General features: G+C 70.3%; 14 protein-coding genes. 2 read left to right on the forward strand and 12 right to left on the reverse strand.

The features are described from left to right. Positions 1 to 4,534, reverse strand: a 4,534-nt coding sequence (locus tag IEW03_RS14275; protein ID WP_188524378.1) for an RHS repeat domain-containing protein, incomplete at its 3' end; no start/stop codon positions are given. Between the two features lie 46 nt (positions 4,535 to 4,580). After that, on the reverse strand, positions 4,581 to 7,712 hold the full coding sequence (locus IEW03_RS14280; protein WP_229738131.1) for a LamG domain-containing protein: 3,132 nt from the start codon (positions 7,710 to 7,712) through the stop codon (positions 4,581 to 4,583). Between IEW03_RS14280 and purU the strand changes: the two genes are divergently transcribed. Next, positions 7,702 to 8,550 carry a formyltetrahydrofolate deformylase gene (gene purU / locus IEW03_RS14285; RefSeq protein ID WP_229738133.1) on the forward strand — a complete coding sequence of 283 codons (849 nt, stop codon included), beginning with the start codon at positions 7,702 to 7,704 and terminating at the stop codon, positions 8,548 to 8,550. The two genes, IEW03_RS14280 and purU, sit on opposite strands and share 11 nt — an antisense overlap. 37 nt (positions 8,551 to 8,587) lie before the next feature. Here purU and IEW03_RS14290 read toward each other — a convergent pair whose 3' ends face one another. Continuing rightward, entirely contained in the window at positions 8,588 to 9,457 is an 870-nt protein-coding gene (locus tag IEW03_RS14290) for a VOC family protein (protein WP_229738147.1), read from the reverse strand. A gap of 71 nt (positions 9,458 to 9,528) precedes the next feature. Further along, positions 9,529 to 10,143 carry an NAD(P)-binding domain-containing protein gene (locus tag IEW03_RS14295; protein WP_188524381.1) on the reverse strand — a complete coding sequence of 205 codons (615 nt, stop codon included), beginning with the start codon at positions 10,141 to 10,143 and terminating at the stop codon, positions 9,529 to 9,531. A 103-nt stretch (positions 10,144 to 10,246) separates the two neighbouring features. On the opposite strand from IEW03_RS14295, the gene IEW03_RS14300 reads away from it, so the two are divergent. Further along, positions 10,247 to 10,786, forward strand: coding sequence for a MarR family winged helix-turn-helix transcriptional regulator (locus IEW03_RS14300; protein WP_229738148.1), 540 nt, complete (start codon positions 10,247 to 10,249; stop codon positions 10,784 to 10,786). A gap of 85 nt (positions 10,787 to 10,871) precedes the next feature. Here the strand turns inward: IEW03_RS14300 and IEW03_RS14305 are convergent, their stop codons facing one another. The 8 genes from IEW03_RS14305 to chvE form a co-directional block, all read right to left on the reverse strand. Continuing rightward, positions 10,872 to 11,978, reverse strand: a complete 1,107-nt coding sequence (locus IEW03_RS14305; protein WP_188524382.1) for a substrate-binding domain-containing protein — start codon at positions 11,976 to 11,978, stop codon at positions 10,872 to 10,874. A 79-nt stretch (positions 11,979 to 12,057) separates the two neighbouring features. After that, positions 12,058 to 13,344 carry a multiple monosaccharide ABC transporter permease gene (gene mmsB, locus IEW03_RS14310; protein ID WP_188524383.1) on the reverse strand — a complete coding sequence of 429 codons (1,287 nt, stop codon included), beginning with the start codon at positions 13,342 to 13,344 and terminating at the stop codon, positions 12,058 to 12,060. Between the two features lie 76 nt (positions 13,345 to 13,420). Further along, on the reverse strand, positions 13,421 to 14,965 hold the full coding sequence (mmsA, locus tag IEW03_RS14315; RefSeq protein WP_188524384.1) for a multiple monosaccharide ABC transporter ATP-binding protein: 1,545 nt from the start codon (positions 14,963 to 14,965) through the stop codon (positions 13,421 to 13,423). Positions 14,966 to 15,179: 214 nt separating this feature from the next. Beyond that, positions 15,180 to 15,914 (reverse strand): ATP-binding cassette domain-containing protein, encoded by a 735-nt coding sequence (locus tag IEW03_RS14320; protein ID WP_188524385.1) that lies wholly within the window; start codon positions 15,912 to 15,914, stop codon positions 15,180 to 15,182. After that, the gene (locus IEW03_RS14325; protein WP_188524561.1) at positions 15,911 to 17,092 is read right to left on the reverse strand and encodes an ROK family transcriptional regulator; all 1,182 of its coding nucleotides are present in this window, start codon (positions 17,090 to 17,092) and stop codon (positions 15,911 to 15,913) included. The genes IEW03_RS14320 and IEW03_RS14325 overlap by 4 nt, the downstream gene beginning before the upstream one ends. A gap of 118 nt (positions 17,093 to 17,210) precedes the next feature. After that, complete coding sequence (gene mmsB / locus IEW03_RS14330) at positions 17,211 to 18,389, reverse strand: multiple monosaccharide ABC transporter permease (RefSeq protein WP_188524386.1); 1,179 nt, start codon at positions 18,387 to 18,389, stop codon at positions 17,211 to 17,213. Then, complete coding sequence (gene mmsA, locus IEW03_RS14335; RefSeq protein WP_188524387.1) at positions 18,386 to 19,945, reverse strand: multiple monosaccharide ABC transporter ATP-binding protein; 1,560 nt, start codon at positions 19,943 to 19,945, stop codon at positions 18,386 to 18,388. Before mmsA (IEW03_RS14335) ends, mmsB (IEW03_RS14330) begins: the two co-directional genes overlap by 4 nt. A gap of 165 nt (positions 19,946 to 20,110) precedes the next feature. Further along, positions 20,111 to 21,265: a multiple monosaccharide ABC transporter substrate-binding protein gene (chvE, locus tag IEW03_RS14340; RefSeq protein WP_188524388.1), complete on the reverse strand. Its 1,155-nt coding sequence runs from the start codon at positions 21,263 to 21,265 to the stop codon at positions 20,111 to 20,113. Positions 21,266 to 21,456: the final 191 nt, after the last annotated feature.

Here is a 21,456-nt window from a genome sequence, read left to right on the forward strand (position 1 = left end):
CCATGATCAGCTCACCGTACGGCGAGTGGTTCGACCCGGCGACGACGGCACCCCACGGGACGCCCAGGGCCTGGTTCACCGTGCCGACGGCCTCAGCCTGGTTCGCGTCGTCGAAGTACGTCGTGACCTTCTCCGCACCCAGGTTGCCGGCCTTCGGGTGCTCCACCGACCGCACCCGACCATCCACGGTGTAGGTGTACTTCGTGGTGTACGAACCGGCAAGCTCCCCCGCAGAGGCCGGCACCGTCACCTTCTGGCCCAGCGGACGGTAGTGGTCGTCGTACCCCGTCACCGCGAGCGTGTACGCACCCGAAGCGTCGTCGCGCACCGACTTGCTCAGCTGACCCTTGGCCAGCGTGTCGTACACCCACCGCGCCCGTGCCGCGCCGGTGGCCGTGTCGTCACGCATCGACGTCTTGCGGCCCAGCGCGTCGTAGGTGTACGCGAGGACCTCGCCGCGGGCGTCCGTCGTGGAGGCGACCTGCCCCGCCTTGTCGTAGGTCGTGGTCGTGGTGCCCTTGTCCGGGTCCTTCGCCGTGACCTGGCGGCCGCGCAGGTCGTAGGAATACGTCCAGTCGTTCCCGGCCGGGTCGCTCACGCCGATCAACCGGTCCGCTCCGTCATACCGATACGTGGTGTCCTGGGACGTCCCGGACGGGTCGTCGCCGAGGAACTGGCGCACCACCTTGGTGCGACCGCGCGCGTCCGTGATCGTGGTCGTCGCCGTCCCGCCCGTGGGCGGGTCGACGGTCACCCGATCGCCGCCGTAGCTCGTCGTCGTGGACCACCTCGGGGTCCCGGCGATCCGGAACTCCTCCTTCGTGGCTCGGCCTGCGCCGTCATAGGTGACCACGGTGGAACCGGGCTTGGCGTCCGTGGACGTCACGATTGTGGTCGAGACGGTCCCGGTGGTGAACCACGGCTCGTTGCGCATCGACACCAGGCCACGGGAGTCGTAGAACGTGTCCGTGATCAGCCTGCCCGGGTTGTCCTCGTCGGCCGACGGCGCCTGGGTCTGGCGTTGGCGCAGCAACCCGTCGTACAGCACCGTGCTGGTGACGTACGCCGACCCGTCGTGGTTCAACGTCCGGGTTCTCACCGCGTTCGTGCCCGAGCCGCGCACCGTGTACGCAAACTTCGTCGTCGGCGAGTCCGTGCCCTGCACGCGGCCAGGCTCCCACACCCGAGTCAGTCGTCCCAGTGCGTCGTAGGTGCCCGTGGTGACTTGCCCGTTCGCATCGGTCGTCTTCGTCGGCACACCCCAGGCCGGATCGAGATCGGTCACCGTCTTGTGCGCGGTCAACGAGCCGTCCCCGTCCGGATCCGGGCTCGTGACCGTCGTGCGTGTCACCAGGCCGGCCGTGTTCGTGTACGCCGTGGTGGTCGTGCGGCCCAGCGCATCGGTCACCGAGGTGGGACGCCCGAACCCGTCGTAGCTGGTGCGCTCCACGGTCACGTACTTCGGCGCCCCGGACGCGTAGGCGTCGACCTCCTGGCGGGCCGTGACCCGACCGGCGGCCGGGGCGGCCCCGACCGCTTTGCCGTCATAGGCGAACCGCTGGTCGGAGACCACGTCCTTCGGCCGCGTCGGGTCCTTGCCGCACCCGGTCGCGACCGTCTCGACACGCCGCACCGTGTCGAGGATGTTCTTGCTCGCGTTCCTCGAATAGGTCGTGCGCGTGCACCGATCATCGCCCGCGACCGCGACATCGCCCAGGTCGTCAACCCGCACCGGCGCCCCGTAGGAGTCGAACGCCGTCACCTGCCGCGTCGTGCGCGTGCCTCCCGCGGCCAACGTCGTCGTGGTGTCCGACTGCTTCACCCCCGTGCGGAAGGCCTTGTCGCCGTCAGCGTCCGTTGCCGTCGCCGACGAACGCCACGGCACGTGCGTCGTCGAGGTCACGCGCGCCGACCCGTCGTAGGCGATCTCCTCGCGCGCCATCCCGGCGAACTCGTCACGATCGGTGATGCCGTCCACCTCGACCGTCCTCGTGCCCCCGGACGGCGCCGACCGGTCGCCGTGCATCCCCCGGAAGTACCGGGTGCGCGTGCGCACCTGGGGCTCGTCGCTGCGCCCCGGGGCACCGACCTCGACATCCACCGCGCCGTACCCGCGCCACTGCGACCAGGTGCGGTACTTGGGCCGCACGAGCTCGTCGTCGTCATAGTGCCAGGCAGGGTTGCCGACATACGAGTAGTGCGTCTCGGTCGCTTCGGAGATCCCGTCGCGTGCGTTCTCGACCACCGAGGTCACGAGGTACTTGTGGAAGTACTCCAGCACCTGCTCCGTCGCACCCTCCGGCGTCCAGAACACCGGCATGCACCGCCTGGTGTTCGACTGCGGCTTGCCCGGCAGCGAGCTCGTCGTGCAGTCGGTGCCGGAATAGTTCACGCTCGTGACCCCGCCCGACTCCGATCTGATGCTCGAGATCCGGTACCGGTTCATCGGAAAGCGGCCGTCCAGCTGCGTGTTGACACGGTTGGGCATCTGCTGCCCGACGAACGTCGTGGACGGCAGCGTGACGTCCGACGACGCGCCGACGCCGACATGCGTCACCTTCGCCAGCCACAGTGCGGGGTCCGTGCCGTCCCCCGGGTCCGGGAACTGCTGTGCCAGGTCCCACCGGTCCACGGCCCGGTACCTTCCTGCAGAGGTCAGCACCTGCGTCGTCACCCTCGTGGTGCGGTGCCGGGAGAAGAACGTCGGCACCGTACGGCCCGCGCACGACGTGGACGACGTGCAGATCCGGTCGAACGGGACGTCCGGCCAGTGCGCCTTGTTCGCCGACGTCAGCTTCCCCGCCGCGCAGTCGAAGCCCGAGGACTTCACGCACCGCTGGGCCGCGGTGAGCACCACCCTCGCCGCCGCGTCCGCACCCTGCTCGTCACCGGCGCGGGTGCCGTACTCGATCGACAGCAGCGAACCACCCCGCACGTAGGATGCCGTCCCCGAATTGTTGTCGTACCCGTACCGGTTCGTCTCCCGCCTGTACGTGTACGTCATCGAGTTCCCGGACACGTCGACCACATAGTCCAGGTTCCATCGCCATGCCTGGTCACAGCGCGAGTCCGCAAAAGATGAGTCGTAGCACGGTTCGCCCGCATGATTGCCGTACACCGGCACCGTCCACGCGGAGTTCAACGCCTTGGTGTCCGATGCCGACCTCTTGTCACGGCCGAAGAAGTACCGGGTCCCGTCGCTCGTCGTGACCTTCCAGTACTCCTTGTCGTCGTCACCGTTCCACCCGCCGGTCAGCCGCTCGACCTTCGAGTTGTCATCGCTCTTCAGCCGCCACGTACCGGTCGACTCGTCCTTGACCAGCTCGGACGACCTGCCGCCGAGCATGAGAGTGGCGTTGTCGTCGCGCCAGCACAGGTCGCCGGTCTTGTGTCCCTTGTTGTTCGCCGGCTTGCCGTCTACCGCCGCGGTGTCATCGGCGCACGGGACGAACCTCCGCTCGACGTACCCGGCCGCGTTCAGGCTCCACCCGTCACCGACCTGCCCTGCCTGGTTGTTCGTCGATGCCACACGTCCGTCGATCGACCCCGAGTCATAGGTCAACGAGACTTCCGGCTCGAGCCCGCCCGGTGTCGTCGGCGTGCGCATCGGGTACGACCAGGCGAAACTGCCCGACTGCTGCGAGACCTGCCACGACGCCGACGGCGACAACGGCGTCGCCGACCAGTCGCCGCTCGCGCCGGCAGCGCCAGCCTCGACCGCGAGCACGGTGGCGGAACCACTGCCGAGGCTGACCACCCCGCTCACCGTCCCGGAGCCGACGTCGACGACGCTGCCCTTCACGGGCACCCGGGCCTGGCACTCCGCCGCATCGGGCCGGTCGGCCGCACAAGCGGGCAGCTCCACGAGGGACGCGCGCGCGAGCCAGTCGGTGGACCGGGCAGCCGGCAGGTCCGAGACGTCGATCTCGACCTCGACACGCTGGTCAGCGGCGCCACGAGCTTGCGACGCCATCGTGTCGTCCGGCACGCCTGCAGGCTCGAGAACAACCACGGCCCCCTCGACACCCAGCGCGCCGGCCGCTCGCCGGCCCTCGCCACGAACTCGCACCCGACGATCGTCGGCCCGCGGTGACTTCGCCGCCGTACCGGTCATCACCTGCTGCACAGTGACCGCAAGCCCACCGACCGTGGCATCCGCCGCACCTTCCGTCAGGTCGACGACAGCCTCGGAAGGCGCCTCATCGGCCTGCGCGAAGACCTCGGGGGCCGCATGGGCGAGCGCCCAGCTCGTCGTCCCCTCGACCTTCGCCAGGTCGCGGACCGGCGCGAGGGGGACGGGATCGGCCGCCAGCGGATCGACGTCGTCCTCCCGGTCCCCCCAGACCTCCTGCCCGTAGGCCGCACGCTCCTCCATCGTCCACGACTCCCGCTCGGCGAGCGACGGGCCGGTACCACCGTCATCGGCCACGGCGGGAATCCCCGTTCCGACCACGACGACGGCTGTCACGGCCGCCACCAGCTTCACCCGCGGTCGGAACTGCCCCACCATCGCCGGCCCTCGCGCCCGTCGCATGATCGCCCTCGTCCTCCAGCCCGTCGACACCGTCGTCCCGCCCATCTCAGAACTCGACCTGCGATCCCCAGCACACCCGCCGGATCTGGTCCTCTCCGAGTGCGACGTCGTACGCGCGCACGTCGTCGATCTGACCGGCCCAGCCCTGGGTCGCCTTCGCGCTGTACTGCGCCCGCCCGGCCTGCAGATCGCCACCCGCCGACCACCCCAGACCGTCCGGGTTCAGCGACACCATCGTCGCCAGCCGCGGCTCCCAGTCGGTCGCACCTCCGCAGACGTAGAGCTTCAACGTCGCGGAGGCCGAGTTGCTGCTCGTCGACGCCCCCGCGTCGTAGACACCGGTCAGATGTACCCACGTGTCCGTTACCGCGGGAACAGGCGATGTCGCCGCGAGACCACCGCCTCCGTCGCGGGCGTAGGCAAGGAACGCCCAGCAGCCTGCCGCACCGCCATCGCACCGCGACGAGTCACGCAGATACCCCAGCTTGAACGCGCTCGAGAACTGGCCGTCCTGACTCACCGCAAACCGATGCGTGTCCGTGGCCGCGAGGTCGACGAACGCGCTCACCGTGTACGACTTGCTCGTATCAAGGACCGGCCCGTCGGTGTGCGCTGCTTCACCCGCCCCGAAGGTCAGGGCAGAGCCTCCACCGTCCCAGCCGGCAGGCGCCCACATGGAGGCGTCCGAGAGCGTCAGGGGATGGGACGCCTCTTGCCCCGCGACCTCGGCCGGCGCAGCGTCCGATGCCTGCGTGCCGCTGCCCTCATCGAGGTGCCACAGCCCCGAGACCGTCGGGAACGCCACGCTGAAGCGGTAGACGTTGACCGGTGAGCCGCGACCGGCCTTGTCGAACGACTGCACGTACAGCACCTGCGAGCCGCCGGACTCCGGTGTGAACGACACCGAGGCCGAGCTGCCGGGCTTGTGCCGGTTCAGGGCGTCCGAGTTGAACGAGTACTTGTACTTCACGACGTCCTTCGACCCGTTCGGGCCGAACTTGAACGTGCCCGACGTCCCGACCTCCCCGTTCACCCGATTCTCGGGGTAGGCGTTCGACGTCACGGTCGGCTTGTTCGGCGGGGTCATGTCCGGACGGATGTAACACATGTCGTCCGACCAGCCCGACTTGCGGCCGCCCGGATCCTGGGACTCGGCCCGCCACCGGTACACGCGCTCGTCCTTCAACACCCCGGACGGCACCTTGACCGTGTGCTGCTGACCACTCGCCCGTGCCGTCGTCAACGACGACTGCCACACCTTGTCACCGGTCGCGACATCCGTAGCCTTGAACCGCAGCCGGACCTTCTGCCCGTCCGGGTCCACGCCATGTGCCCGCAACGTCGGCCTGGTCGTGCGAATACTGTCCGTACCGCTCTTCGAGGTCGAGCACGCAAGGTTCGACCCGCTCGCGGTGGTCTTCATCGACTTCGTCGTCGGCATCACCGGCGCCCGGTTGTACGACACCGACAGCTTCGCGGTGTTCTTGTACCGCTTCCACTTCGCCATCGTGGACTCGTCCGCGGCCCGCAACCCGATCGTGATGTACGCGTGGTTGTACGAGGCCGCCTCCTGCGCGGCCTGCTTGATGTCCCACGCGATGCGGCGCGGCTCGCCGTCACAGCCCGGCCGGTGGGCGACCGACCGCGTCGACTGCCGGTTACCCGCCGTCCAGCCCGAGTTCGAGCCCCACGTCGTTCCCGACACGATGCTCTCCACGTTGAACGCCTGGACCGCATACGCCGTGCAGTTGAACGAGTGCGTCCCGTACGCGGAGAACGTCGCCGACGTGATGTCCCCCGCAGCCACGTTCGACACCTTCGACAGCCCGTGGAACTCCCACACCAGACGGCTCGTGAAATCCCGCCCGCACGCCGACGTCACCGACACATCACAGAACCCCAGGCCCTGGTCGCCGGAGAACTTGTAGTCCGACGACATCCCCGAACGCAGCGCCGTCCACTCGTGCCGCGACCCGGACACCCCCGGATCGATGAACACCGGCCAGCTCGTGCCCGGATCCGCCAGCATGCCCGCGTCCGGCGTCAACGTCACCGACCCGCCGGATACCTCTACCGGCATCGGCATGACCGCACTGTCCAGCCCCGGGGCCACCACCAGATCGTCCGCCACCGGTTCCCCGGAGGTCTCGTCCACCCCGGCGACCAGCGCAGCACCCGTCGATGCCGACGTCCCGGACACGCCCGACCCACCATCGGGCGCCGACGCCGGTGCCGGTGCCGGGGCCGGTGCCGTCGCGGAGCCCGAGTCCCACATCAACGGCGTCGGGCTCGTGAACACCCGCACGCCCGCCGCGTCCGAGGCGACGAAGCCACCGTCAGCCTCCGAGACCGTCAACCCCTCAGAGACCTCGACCGGGAACCCCAGCTCGGCCAACGCAGGGTTCGCCGCCGCCTGCGCGGAGGCCACACGCAGCACCTCGGAGAACCCTGTCCCGTCCGGATCGATCGACGCGATCAGGTCCACCCCCGGCAGCACGTCCGGATACGTCACCCGGTCGCCGGACACCGACGGCGCCGTCAGCTCGAACGGCGCATGAAACTCCAGCACGTGCCCGCCCGACTCGATCCTCGCCAACGGCATCCCCGCCGACCCGTCCGAGAACACGATCGGCAACGCCGCAGCCGCCGCCTCGACCCCCGCCGCCCCCAACGCCAACGTGGTGTCGATCTCCTGCCACGACCCGTTCACCTCGGTACGCACCGCCGCAGCCGACGTCTCCACCCGCATGCCACCGGCAGGCGTCGCGAACACCGTGTCCCACGGCGAACGCTCCGAACGGATCTCGACCTCGCTGCCGCACTCCGCCGCCACCTGCGCAGCGGCCACCGCGTCGTCCACCACCGGCACGCACTCCACCGCCACCTCGTCCGCCCCAGCGGAAACCGGAACGATGCCCGACATGGCCAACGCCAGAAGACCACTTGACGCGACAACCCGCCCGAAACGCACCTGAAGGACCATCCCCATCATTCGACTTTGAACGAACCACAACCTAATGGCGACCATTGCTCCGGACACCCCGGACAGCGGGTGGAAAATGGTCACAAAACGATCACGACCGCGCGGTTGCCACATGCAGCGCACGACATGGCGCACCGTGCGGACACGCCACACGGGTCGTCCCGCGACGAGCCACAATGGGCAGGTGGCGACCACCGAATGGATCCTGACGCTCTCCTGCCCCGACCGGCCGGGCATCGTGCACGCCGTCGCGGGCGTGCTGGCCGACCTCGACGGCAACATCACCGAGTCGCAGCAGTTCGGTGACCCTGCCTCCGGGCTGTTCTTCATGCGCGTCCAGGTGGAGGCGGCCGCCGACCGGGCGCAGCTCGTGTCGGCGCTGGAGCCGGTGACGCAGCGGTTCGGCATGTCGTGGGGTCTCGACGTCGTCGGGCGCCGCCAGCGCACGCTCGTGCTGGTCAGCAAGGCCCCGCACTGCCTGGTGGACCTGCTCTACCGCGAGCGATACCAGGACATGCCCGTCGACGTCGTCGGCGTCGTGGGCAACCACCGCGACCTGGAGGAGATCGCCGAGTTCTACGGCAAGCCGTTCCACCACGTGCCGGTCACCCAGGACACGAAGGCGCAGGCGGAGGCCCGGCTGCGGGAGCTGGTGGCGGAGCTCGACGTCGAGCTCGTCGTCCTCGCCCGGTACATGCAGATCCTGTCGGACGAGCTGTGCCGCGACCTGTCCGGGCAGGTCATCAACATCCACCACTCCTTCCTGCCCTCGTTCAAGGGCGCACGCCCGTACGCCCAGGCGTACGACCGCGGGGTCAAGCTCATCGGCGCCACGTCGCACTACGTGACCGGCGACCTCGACGAAGGGCCGATCATCGAGCAGGACGTCGAGCGGGTCGACCACTCCCGCGCGGTCGCGGACCTGGTGGCCCTGGGCGAGGACGTCGAGCGGCGCACCCTGGCGCGCGCCGTGCGGTGGCACGCCGAGCACCGGGTGCTGCTCGACGACCACCGCACCGTCGTCTTCCACTGAGCGGCGCGGCCCTGCAGCCGGCCGTGCGGGCCCGCGCTCAGGCCACGGACACCTCGACGAGGGTGCGCCAGGGGTCCTCGAACCGCAGGGTCCGCCCGTCGTCGCGCGCCTCGACGCCGGCGTGCCGCAGCCGGTCGGCGAGCGCGCCGACCTCGTCGCGCGTGGGCACCGTGAGCGCCACCTGGCCGAGGCCGAGCGTGGCGGCGCGCGGCCCGGCCCCCGCGCTGTTCCAGGTGTTCATCGCCATGTGGTGGTGGTACCCGCCCGCGGCGACGAACAGCGCGCCGTGGAAGGTGGCCATGATCTCGAACCCGAGGGTGTCCACGTAGAACTTCTGCGCCGTCGGCACGTCGCCCACCTGCAGGTGGACGTGGCCCACCTGGGCGGCCTGGGCGGCGGTGCCGGCCAGCGCGTCCTCGGTGAGGTGGCGGCGCAGGAACTCCTGCGGGTCGAACCAGTCGGAGCCCATGGCGACGCGGCCGCCGTCGCGCTGCCAGGCGTCCCGCGGCCGGTCCCAGTAGAGCTCGATCCCGTTGTCCTCGGGGTCGGTGAAGTAGAACGCGCGCGAGACCCAGTGGTCGGAGTTGCCGGCGAACCGCGAGAGCGGGTGCTGCGCGGCGTGCGCGACGGCGGCCGCCAGCGCCTCCTCGGTGTCGAACAGAACGGCCGTGTGGAACAGGCCCGCCTGGTTGCGGGCCGTCGCGGGCAGGCCCGGCGTGTGCCGGAGCACGACGACCGCCTGCCCGCCGCGGCCGAGCACCACCCGGTCGGGACCGCCGAGCCCCGGGAGCTCCTCCAGCGCGATCGCCTCGCGGTAGTAGGCGCTCATCGCGCCGAGGTCCCCCACGTGCAGGGTGACGGCGCCCATCGCGGTCTCGGCCGCGAGCAGGTCGGCGGTTCGGGTCATGGTCGGCTCCTGGGCTGGTGATCGGACGGTGTTCTCGGACGGACGGGCGCCACGCGCCGGCGGGGTCCGGCTCAGAGCAGCGCGAACCCGGTGGTCCACTGCGTCTTGTCGCCGGCGGCCAGCGTGAGCTGCAGGAAGCCGAGGGCCTCGAGCTCGCGGGCGCGCTTGAGCGCTCCCGCGTCCACGACCCGCACCGCGGAGCCGTCGAACGCGGCGGCGAAGGCTGCCTTGGCGTCGGCGTCGTCGCCCGCGACGAGCACCGTGGTCGGCACGTCGCCGACGGTGCCGCTCGCGAGGGTCGCGGCGAAGGTGGTGTTGAAGGCCTTGAGCACCGTCGCGCCCGGGAGCGCGGCGGCGAGCCCGGCGGCGGCCGACGAGTCGGCGGGCACCACGAGCGAGTCGAAGGTGGCGAAGTCCAGCGGGTTGGTGATGTCGACGACGGTGCGCCCGTCCAGCTGGGCGCCGTAGGTGGCGACGACGTCATCGAGGGCGGGGTACGGGAGCGCGAGCACGACGACGTCGCCCACCAGCGGCTCGCCGAAGGTGGTCGCGGTGACGGCGGCGTCGACCGCCGCGGCCTTGGCCCGGTCGCGTGCGACGACCTGGACGTCGTTGCCCGCCGCGAGCGCGAGCCCGGCGATCGCGGTGCCCATGTTCCCTGCGCCGATGATGCTGATGGTGGCCATGGTGTCCTCCTCGGTCCGCGTCGACCTGATTGGTTGACGCTACAACCAACATAGGTCGCTATAGTTGTCACGTCAACCATGCAGGCGAAGAGAGGGGGCCACCGTGACGACGGACGCGGCGTCAGGCACGACGAGCGGACGGGCGGACGCACCGCGCTGGCTCGACGACGAGCAGATGCGCAGCTGGCTGCGGCTGCAGGCGGTCATCGAGCTGCTGCCCGCGGCGCTCGACCAGCAGCTGCGCCGGGAGGCCGACCTGACCCACTACGAGTACATGGTGCTCGCGATGCTGTCCGAGGCGCCCGACCGCGAGCTGCGCATGAGCGAGCTCGCCCAGCTCACCAGCGCCACGCTCCCCCGGCTGTCACACGTCGCCCGGCGCCTGGAGGCGCGCGGCTACATCGACCGCGCGGCGGCGCCCGACGACAGGCGCGCCACCGTCGCGAGGCTCACCGACGACGGCTGGCAGAAGGTCGTCGCGAGCGCCCCCGGCCACGCCCGCACCGTGCTGGAGAACGTCTACGACGACCTGGACGCCGACGAGGTCCGCACCCTGTCGACCACGCTCGGCAAGGTCCTCGCCCACCTCGACCCGCACGACAGGTTCTCGCTCGATCGCGGACGAGGCCCCCGCGGCCGGTAGCAGGGCGAAAGAACGGCGGTGGGCCGCGGCCCGCAGACCACGACCCACCGCCGACCGGTGCCCGGACGGGCGCCGGGTCAGACCCTCACTTGGTGAGCTCCTCCAGGTTCGGGTCGCCCGCGTACACCTCGGCCGCGTTGTCCTCGGTCACGATGACGGGCTCGAGCAGGTTGGCCGGGACGACCTTGACGCCGTTGTCGTACGACTCGGTGTCGGTCACCTCGGGCTCCTCGCCCGCCTTGTAGGCGTCGACCGCACCGATCGTGGCCTCCACGAGCTCGCGCGTGTCCTTGTAGATCGTGGAGTACTGCACGCCCGCCATGATCGACTTCACCGACTCGACCTCGGAGTCCTGGCCGGTGATGACCGGGACGTCCTTGCCGGCCTGCTTGGCCGACGTCAGCGCCGCCCGCGCCAGCGTGTCGTTCGGCGACAGCACGCCGTGCAGCTCCGCGTCCTTGTAGCTGCCGGACAGGATCGTGTCCATGCGGTTCTGGGCGTTCTCCGCCTCCCAGCCCTGCGTCGACGCCTGCTGCTGGGAGGTCTGGCCCGACTTCACCACGAGGGTGCCGTCGTCGATCTTCGGCTGCAGCACGTCCATCGCGCCCTCGAAGAACGGCGTCGAGTTCGCGTCGTCCGGCGAGCCGGCGATGAGCTCGACGTTGTACGGCCCCTCGCCCTTGCGGTCGGCGAGGCCCTCGAGCAGCGCCTGGCCCTGCAGCTGCCCGACCTTGAAGTTGTCGAACGCCTCGTACACGTCGACGGCGTCCGTGTTCTCCAGCAGCCGGTCGTAGGCGATGACCGGGATGCCCTGGTCCTTCGCCGCCTTGAGCTGCGACCCGAGCTGCGAGCCGTCGATGGCGCCCACCACGAGCACCTCGACGCCCTGCTGGATCATCGCCTGGATCTGGTTCTGCTGCTCGGAGACGCCGCCGTTGGCGAACTGCACGATCGGCTCGTAGCCGGCCTCGGTGAGCCCGTCGTTGAACAGGCTCTCGGCGAGCACCCAGTTCTCGGACGTCTTCTGCGGCAGCGCGACGCCGATCTTGGCGCCGTCCTCGAACCCGGCCGCCGCGGACTCACCGCCCTCGCCGCCGGCCTCGGCCCCGCGCTCGGAGGAGCCGCAGCCCGACAGCGCCAACGCGCTCGCCGCCGCCAGGGCGACGAGACCTGTGGAGAACTTCGTCTTCATGGGTCCAACTTTCTGCTCGAGATACCCCTCGTCGGGTACCGGGTGGGAAGGGGGGCCGACAGGAGTCGGCCGGTCTGGTTCAGCCGCGCGAGCTGGCTCCGTCCGCGACGGGGACCTCGGGCTTCGGCTCGTCGGCGCCCGGGGTGCCCCCGTCGCCCTTCCTCCCGAGCCACGGGAAGACCAGCCCGATGATCGACGGGCGCCCGGTGACCTTGCTGTGCACGTCGAACGCGACGGCCACCAGGAGCACGAGACCCTTGATGATCTGCGTGGTGTCCGAGCCGACGCCCATGAGCTGGAGCCCGTTGTTCAGCACCGCCATGACGAGGCCGCCGATGACGGAACCCACCACGGTGCCGACCCCTCCGGAGACGGCGGCGCCGCCGATGAAGACGGCCGCGATCGCGTCGAGCTCCCACATGTTGCCGTCGGCGGGCCCGGACGCGGTCGCCCGGCCGACGAAGACCATGCCCGCCACCGCCGCGAGGACGGACATGTTCATCATCACGAAGAAGTTGGTGCGGCGGATGTTCACGCCCGACAGGGCGGCGGCGGCGCGGTTGCCGCCCACCGCGTAGACGTGGCGCCCGCCGATCGTCCGCGACGCGACGAAGTTGTAGAGGATCACCAGCGCGGCCAGCACGACGCCCGGGATCGGGAACGACGTGCCGTAGCGCCCGGTGCCGAACAGGTAGGTGACGTACGCGATCACCGCGGCGACGACCACGACGCGGACGACGGCGACCCACGCCGGCGGGGCGTCCAGCCCCAGCCGGCCGGCGCGCGCCCGGCGGCGCAGCTCCGACCAGACCACCGCGGCGATCGCCACGACGCCGAGCACGAGGGTGGAGTTGTTCAGCCCGGTGTTCGGCCCCCACTCCGGCAGGTAACCCGCGCCGAGCTGCTGCAGCTCGGCCGGCACCGGCACCGTCGACGAGTGGCCGATGCGCTGGTTGAGGCCGCGGAACAGCATCATGCCGGCGAGCGTGGTGATGAAGCCGGGGATGCCGACGTAGGCGACCCAGAACCCCTGCCACGCCCCGATCGCCGCCCCCACGGCCAGGCCGAGCAGGATGCCTGCCCACCACGGGATGCCCCAGTCGCGCAGCGCGATGGCGACGATGATCCCGGTCACCGCGGCCACCGAGCCCACCGACAGGTCGATGTGCCCCGCGATGATCACCAGCACCATCCCGATCGCGAGGATCAGGATGTAGGAGTTGCCGATGATGATGTTCTGGGCGTTGGACGGCGTGAGGACCAGGCCGCCCGTGCCGATCTGGAAGAAGGCGATGAGCGCGAGGAGCGCGATCACCATGCCGTACTGGCGGACGCCTCCGCCGAACAGCTGCTTGAGTGACGTCATCGTCGTGGGTTCCTTCACCTAGTTCTGGTGGGCCGGTCTGGTCTGCTGGCCTCTGCTGCCCCGTCGGCCGGTCCGGTCAGCGCGCGGCCGCCGGAGCGCCCGTCATGAGGCGCATGAGCACCTCCTGGGTGGCGTCCGCGCGCGCCACCTCGCCGGTCACCCGGCCCTCGAAGACCGTGTAGATCCGGTCGCAGAGGCCGAGCAGCTCGGGCAGCTCGGAGGAGATGACGACGACGCCCTTGCCCTCGTCGGCGAGACGCTGCACGAGTCCGTAGATCTCGTACTTGGCGCCGACGTCGATGCCGCGGGTGGGCTCGTCGAGGATGAGGAGCTCGGGCTCGGTGAACATCCACTTGGCGAGCAGCACCTTCTGCTGGTTGCCGCCCGAGAGGGTGGACACGCCGTCGCGCACGCTCGGGGACTTCACCCCGAAGGACCGGCGGTAGTCGTCGGCCGCGAGGAACGCCTTGTCGTGGTCGATGACGGGGCCGCTGGACACGCGAGGCAGGTTCGCGGAGACGACCGTCTGCTGGATGGTGTCGAGGAGATTGAGCCCGAGCGCCTTGCGGTCCTCCGACACGTACGCGATCCGGTGCCGGACGGCCGAGCGCACGTCGGGCACGGAGATCTCCCTGCCGTCCATACGGATGGTGCCGGACAGGTAGCGACCGTAGCTGCGGCCGAAGATCGACCGGGCGAGCTCGGTGCGCCCGGCCCCCATGATGCCCGCGAACCCGACGATCTCCCCGCGGCGCACGTGGAAGGCGGACTGCTTGCACACCAGCCTCCCGGGCACCTCCGGGTGCTCCACCGTCCACCCGTCGACCTCGAAGAAGACCTCCCCGATCCGGGGCGCGTGGTCGGGGAACCGCGAGGCCAGGGAACGGCCGACCATGCCCCGGATGATCCGGTCCTCGTCGATGCCGCCCGCGCGCACGTCGAGGGTCTCGACCGTCTGCCCGTCCCTGATGATCGTGATCGTGTCCGCGATCTCCTCGATCTCGCCCAGCTTGTGGGAGATCATGATGCAGGTCAGGCCCTTGGCGCGCAGCCCTCGCAGCAGGTCCAGCAGGTGCTCGGAGTCGTCCTCGTTGAGCGCCGCGGTGGGCTCGTCGAGGATCAGCAGGCGCACGTCCTTCGCGAGCGCCCGAGCGATCTCGACCAGCTGCTGCTGCCCGACGCCGAGGTTCTTGATGAGGGTGTCCGGCGACGCGCGCAGCCCCACGCGGGCGAGCAGCTCCGTCGCCCGGCGGCGCGCGGCGTCCCAGTCGATGCCCACCCGGGCCCGCACCTCGTTGCCGAGGAAGATGTTCTCCGTGATCGACAGCTCGGGGATGAGGGCGAGCTCCTGGTGGATGATGACGATCCCGGCCTGCTCGCTGGAGCGGATGTCCTTGAACTCCACGGGCTCGCCCTGGTACCGGATCTCGCCGGCGTAGGTGCCGTGCGGGTACACGCCCGAGAGCACCTTCATCAGGGTCGACTTCCCGGCGCCGTTCTCCCCGCAGATGGCGTGGATCTGACCCGCCTCGACCGCCAGCGAGACGTCGTCGAGGGCGCGCACCCCGGGGAACTCCTTGGTGATCGAGCGCATCTCGAGGACGGCGTGGCGATCCGGCATCGCATCTCCTTCGCGTGGCGAGCGGCGCGACGGCGCACCGGCTCCTGGCCCGACGGCTCCGTGCGGGCAGGGGCGACGCTAGACCTGCCCGTTTCTTGTCGTCAACCTGTGAACGCAATCTGGTCGACGCCCGTGATCCCGCCGTTGACAGCGCTGCCAGCCACGTTGCCGGCCAAGGTCCCCGGAACGCGGCCGATCGCCGGGTCCGCCCGGGTCAGGAAGCGCCGGTGATCGCGGCGAGGATCTCCTCGTGCGCGGCGGACGCGGGGAACGAGCCGTTGTTGCGCCCGTGGCGCAGCACCTCGATGCGGTCGGACACGGCACGCACGTCGTTGAGGTTGTGGCTGATGAGGATCACGCCCAGACCCAGGTCGCGCAGCCGCTCGATGTGCGTGAGCACCTCGGCGGTCTGCGCCACCGACAGCGCGGCCGTGGGCTCGTCGAGCACGACGATGCGCGGGGAGCCGATCAGGGTGCGCGCGATCGCGACCGCCTGACGCTGCCCGGCCGACAGGTGACGCAACGGCGTGCGCACCGACGGGATCCGCACGGTGAGGTGGTCCAGCAGCTTGCGCGTCTCGGTCTCCATCTCGCCGTCGTGCAGGAGACCGATCCTCGAGCGCAGCTCCTGGCCGAGGAAGACGTTCGCCGTGACGTCGAGGTTCTCCGCCACGGCGAGGTCCTGGAAGACGCTCGCGACCCCGAGCCGGTTGGCGGCCGACGGCGAGCCGATCGTGACCTGCTCACCCTCGATCTCGACCAGGCCCGAGTCGGGGCTCAGCACCCCGGACACCACCTTGGCCAGCGTCGACTTGCCGGCGCCGTTGTCGCCCACGAGAGCCACGACCTCGTGGGCGTGCACGTCGAGGTCGACATCGACCAGCGCCTCCACGGCACCGAAGTACTTGCTGACCTGCCGCAGCGCGAGCAACGGCGTGCGTGGCGTCACGAGGTCCCTCCCTGCGTCGTCTCGTCGGGCCGGTCGAACACGTCGGTGTGCGCCAGCGCGAGGGCCACCGCCCCCTCGAGCTCGGCGCGCGTGCCGAGCTGCGCGGGCACCACCTCGAGCGGCACCACCTGCTGCAGGAGCGTGCGCCGTCGCAGCGCCTCCCGGAACGGGCCGAGGAACGCCTCGCCGGTGCCGGCGAGCACGCCCCCGACGACCACGCGCTGCGGGTTGAGCGAGGTCGCCAGTCCCGCGACCACGCCGCCGATCACCGTACCCGCGTCGGCGACGATCTCCCGGCAGCCCGGGTCGTCGTCGTTCGCGAGCCGGACGACGTCGCGCAGGGTGAGGCGCCCGTGGCTGCTGCGCAGCGGCTCGAGCAGCGCCCGGTCCCCCACGACCGTGTCGAGGCAGCCGCGGCTGCCGCACGAGCAGATGTTGCCCGCCGGGTCGACCTGGACGTGCCCGATCTCGCCGGCGGTCCCCGCCGCGCCCCGGTGCACCCGGCCGCCGAGGACGATCCCCGCACCCACGCCGTGCCCGGCACGCACGTACAAGGAGTCGTGGACGTCGCGCGCCGCCCCCACGGTGCTCTCGGCGAGCGCGCCCAGGTTCGCGTCGTTGTCGACGAACACCGGCCGCGCGAGCCGTTTGGACAGCACCTGCGCCACCGGGACGCCGTCCCACCCGCGCAGGATGCCCCGCACGGTGACCTGTCCCGTCGAGGAGTCGACCGGGGCGGGCAGCCCCACGCCGATGCCGAGCACCTCGCCGAGGTCGGCGCCGACCCGCTCGACCAGGTCGACCACGAGCAGGGCGGCGCGGTCGAGACTCGTGTCGGCGCGGTGGTCGGCCGGCAGCGGCAGCACCTGCTCGGCAAGCACCTCGTGCGACACGTCCGAGACGGCGACGCTCAGGTGGCGGCTTCCGACGAGCACTCCGGCGACCAGGCCGACGCGGTGCGCGAGCGTCACGAGCTGCGCGCGCCGGCCCGAGCGGACGGTGCTGCGCACCTCGACCAGCTCGGCGGCCACGAGCTCCTTGACGATCGTCGACACCGTCGCCGGCGAGAGCCCCGTCGCTCCCGTCAGCTCGACCTGCGTCAGGCCGCCGTGCCGCTTGACCGCGTCGACGACCCTCGCGCGGTTGGCCTCGCGCAACGAGGACTGCGACCCCACCATCGGCAGCCGTCCTCTCACGCGGGGAAGTCTATGGTGCGACGACGCGCGGGACGGCGGTGTCTCGCCGTCCCGCGCGTCGCAGCGTGGGTGGTCCGGCCGGGGGCCCGGCCGGGTCCGGTCAGCGCAGCGCGGCCGCGCGGCGCCGGTTGTAGATGTCGAAGGCGACGGCCAGCAGCAGCACGAGGCCCTTGACGATGGGCTGCACCGAGGTCGGGACGCCCATGAGCTGCATGCCGTTCGACATGACGGCCATGATCAGACCACCGATGAGGGCGCCGCCCACGCGGCCGACGCCGCCGGACGTCGACGCGCCACCGATGAAGCACGCGGCGATGGCGTCGAGCTCGAACATGTTCCCCGCCGCCGGCTGGGCGCCGTTGACGCGCGACGAGTACACGATGCCGGCGACGGAGGCGAGCAGCCCCATGTTGACGAAGACCCAGAAGTTGATCTTCTTGACCTTCACGCCGGACAGCTCGGCGGCGTGCTGGTTGCCGCCGATGGCGTACACGTGCCGGCCGAAGACCGACTTCTGCGTGACGAGGGCGTACACGATGGTCAGCGCAGCGAGGATGATCAGCACGACCGGCAGCCCGCGGCTCGAGGCGAGCTGGTAGGCGAACCACATCACGACGGCCGCGAGGACGACGAGCTTGACGACGAACAGCGGCAGCGACTCGACCGTCTGCTGGTAGGCGATCTTGCCCTGGCGGGTGCGCCACTGGCTGACCCCGAAGCCCACCACCGCGATCGCGAAGATCACCAGCGTGAAGGTGTCGACCCCGTAGCCGCCGAGCAGCCCGTTGACGAACCCGTTCGCGATGCCGTAGTAGGTGCCGCCGAAGGGCGACAGCGAGACGTTGTCGAGCACCACGTACGTCAGGCCGCGGAACAGCAGCATGCCCGCCAGGGTGACGATGAAGCCGGGGATGCCCACGTAGGCGACCCAGAAGCCCTGCCACGCGCCGACCAGCAGGCCGACGACGAGCGCGGCGAGCACGCCCATCCACCAGGGCATGCCCATCTTGATGACCACCACGGCCGAGACGGCGCCCGTGAGCGCCACCACCGACCCGACCGACAGGTCGATCTGCCCGGCGACGATGACCATCACCATCCCGATCGCCAGGATGAGGATGTAGGTGTACTGCAGGACGATGTTCGTCAGGTTCGTCGGCGACAGGAACATCGGGTTGAGCAGGGCGAAGATCGCGACGATCACGACGAACGCGACGAGGATCCCGCTCTGGCGCATGTTCCGGGTGATGACGTCCCGGATCGAGGCGATGGCGTTCATGAGGCGTTTTCCTTCGTGGGCAGGGGCTGGTCGCGCTCGATGGTCATGAGCTCCATGAGGCCCTCCTGCGTCGCCTCGGCGACGGGGACCTCACCGGTGATACGGCCGAACGCGAGCGTGTACACGCGGTCGCAGATGCCGAGCAGCTCGGGCAGCTCGGAGGAGATGACCACCACGGCCTTGCCGGCCGCGACCATCTTGTTGATGATCGTGTAGATCTCGTACTTGGCCCCGACGTCGATGCCGCGCGTGGGCTCGTCGACGATGAGGACGTCCGGGTCGGTGTACAGCCACTTGGACAGCACGACCTTCTGCTGGTTGCCGCCGGACAGCTTGCCGACGGACGCCAGGACGTTCGGGGTCTTGATGTTGAGGCTGGAGCGGTACTCCTCGGCGACCCGCAGCTCCTCGTTCCCGTTCACCCAGCCGCGCGGGGCGAGCTGGCCGAGACCGGCCGAGGACACGTTGTGCCGGATGTCGTCGATGAGGTTGAGGCCGTAGACCTTGCGGTCCTCCGTGGCGTAGGCGATGTGGTGCCCGATCGCCTCCGACACGTTGCGCGCCTGGATCTCCTTGCCGTCCTTGTACAGCCGGCCGGAGATGTTGCGCCCGTACGAGCGTCCGAAGATGCTCATCGCCAGCTCCGTGCGCCCGGCGCCCATGAGGCCGGCGATGCCGACGACCTCCCCGGCGCGGACGTTGAAGGACGCGCCGTCGACCACCTTGCGGCCCGGCTGGGTCGGGTGGAAGACGGTCCAGTCCTCCACGCGCAGCACCTCGTCACCCACGACCGACGCGCGCTCGGGGTACCGGTGCTCCAGGTCGCGGCCGACCATGCCGCGGATGATCCGGTCCTGGGTGGACGTGGGCTCGGACATGTCGATGGTCTCGATGGTCCGGCCGTCGCGGATGATCGTGGTGCGGTCGGCGATCTCGGCGATCTCGTTGAGCTTGTGCGAGATGATGATCGACGTGATGCCCTGCCCCTTGAGGTGGCGCAGCAGGTCGAGCAGGTGCTCGGAGTCGGTGTCGTTGAGCGCGGCCGTCGGCTCGTCGAGGATGAGCAGCCGGACCTCCTTCGAGAGCGCCTTGGCGATCTCGATGAGCTGCTGCTTGCCGACGCCGAGGGTGCCGACCGGGGTGAGCGGGTTCTCGTCGAGCCCGACGCGGGCCAGCAGCTTCGCGGCCTCGGCGTTCGACTGGTTCCAGTCGATCAGCCCGGCGCGGCCACGGCGCTCGTTGCCGAGGAAGATGTTCTCGGCCACCGACAGGTACGGCACCAGGGCGAGCTCCTGGTGGATGATGACGACGCCTCGTGCCTCGGAGTCGTTGATCGAGCCGAACTCGGCCGCCGAGCCGTCGAAGACGATCTCCCCGTCGTAGGTGCCGTGCGGGTACACGCCCGAGAGCACCTTCATCAGGGTGGACTTGCCGGCCCCGTTCTCGCCGCAGATCGCGTGGATCTCTCCGCGGGTGACGTCGAGGTCGACGCCGTCCAGCGCCTTGACGCCGGGGAACTCCTTGACGATCGAGCGCATCTCGAGAATGGTGCTCATCGCGAGGCCCTCCCTGGTGTGCGCGCGTCGACGTGGGGTGCGTTCATGCGCCCTCGTCCTTTCCTGTGAGGCTGTGGGCCCGCTCCCTGGCGGGCGGCCCGGGACGGACCCGCCCGGCCGCGCCGCGTGAGCGGGCGACGGGACGGGTCCGTCCGCACGGGGGGGTCAGTCGGTCTGGCCCTTCTTGACCTCGTCCGCCGTGTAGTACTCGGAGTCGATGAGCACCGGCTTGATGTCGTCCTTGAACACGGGCTGGATGTCCAGCAGGTGCGCGGGCACGACCTTCTCGCCGTTGTCGTAGGTCTCCGTGTCGTTCGCGTCGGGCTCCTCGCCCTCCACGAACGCGGCGGCGGCGTTCACGGCCTCGTCCGCGAGGTCACGCGTGTCCTTGAAGATGGTCGAGGACTGCACGCCGTCGTCGATCAGCTTGATCGACGCGATCTCCGCGTCCTGGCCCGTGACCGCGGGCAGCCCGTCCTCGAGGGTCGGGCCCATGCCCGCACCGCGCAGCGCGGTGATGATGCCGCGCGACAGCGGGTCGGCCGGCGAGAGGACGCCGTCGAGCTTCGTGCCACCGTTGTAGGTGGACGTCAGCAGGTCCTCCATGCGCTTCTGCGCGGTCTCCTGCTGCCAGCGCTGCGTGGCCACCGTGTCGAAGTCGGTCTGCCCCGACGGCACGGTCAGCGTGCCGTCGTCGAGGTACGGCTTGAGCGTGTCCATCGCGCCGTCGTAGAAGAAGCGCGAGTTGTTGTCGTCGGCCGAGCCGGCGAAGATCTCGACGTTGAACGGCCCCTTCTCGCCCGTCTTCTCGCCGTCCTTGTCCAGCACGCCGAGGCCGCGCAGCAGCGAGTTCGCCTGCGCCACGCCCACCTCGTAGTTGTCGAACGTCACGTAGAAGTCGACGTTCGGGCTGTTGTTGATCAGGCGGTCGTAGGCGATGACCGGGATGTTCGCCGCGGCGGCCGCGTCGAGCTGGCTGGACAGCGCCGTGCCGTCGATCGAGGCGATGATCAGGGCGTCGACACCCTCGGTGATCATCGAGTCGATCTGCTGCGTCTGGGTGGGGATGTCGTCGTTCGCGAACTGCAGGTCGACGGTGTACCCGTGCTCCTCCAGCCCCTTCTTGACGTTGTTGCCGTCCTGGATCCAGCGCTCGTAGGTCTGGGTCGGCATCGCGACGCCGACCTTGACCTCCTCGTCGCCGTTCCCCGCGGCGCCGTCCGCGCCGCCACCACCGGCGCCCGAGCCACCGCAGGCGGCCAGGGCCAGCGTCAGCGCAGCGCCGCCGGCCACGGCGCTCATCGTCTTGGCGAGTCGCATCCTCGCGCTCCTTCTCGTCCTCGAGGTCCACCGGTGGCGACCATCGCCGCCGGCGCCCGGTCCGGACCGGGCGAGCCCGGTCGGCCGAGCCGATCCGCGTCCCAGACTGCTGTCTTCGAGTCTCGAAGTCAAAGTGGGGTCGGGAGCGAGGCGATAACGATCCGGTCACGGCTCGTCGGGTGGCGCGGCGC

The organism is Isoptericola cucumis (assembly GCF_014635665.1).
Lineage (GTDB): Bacteria > Actinomycetota > Actinomycetes > Actinomycetales > Cellulomonadaceae > Isoptericola > Isoptericola cucumis.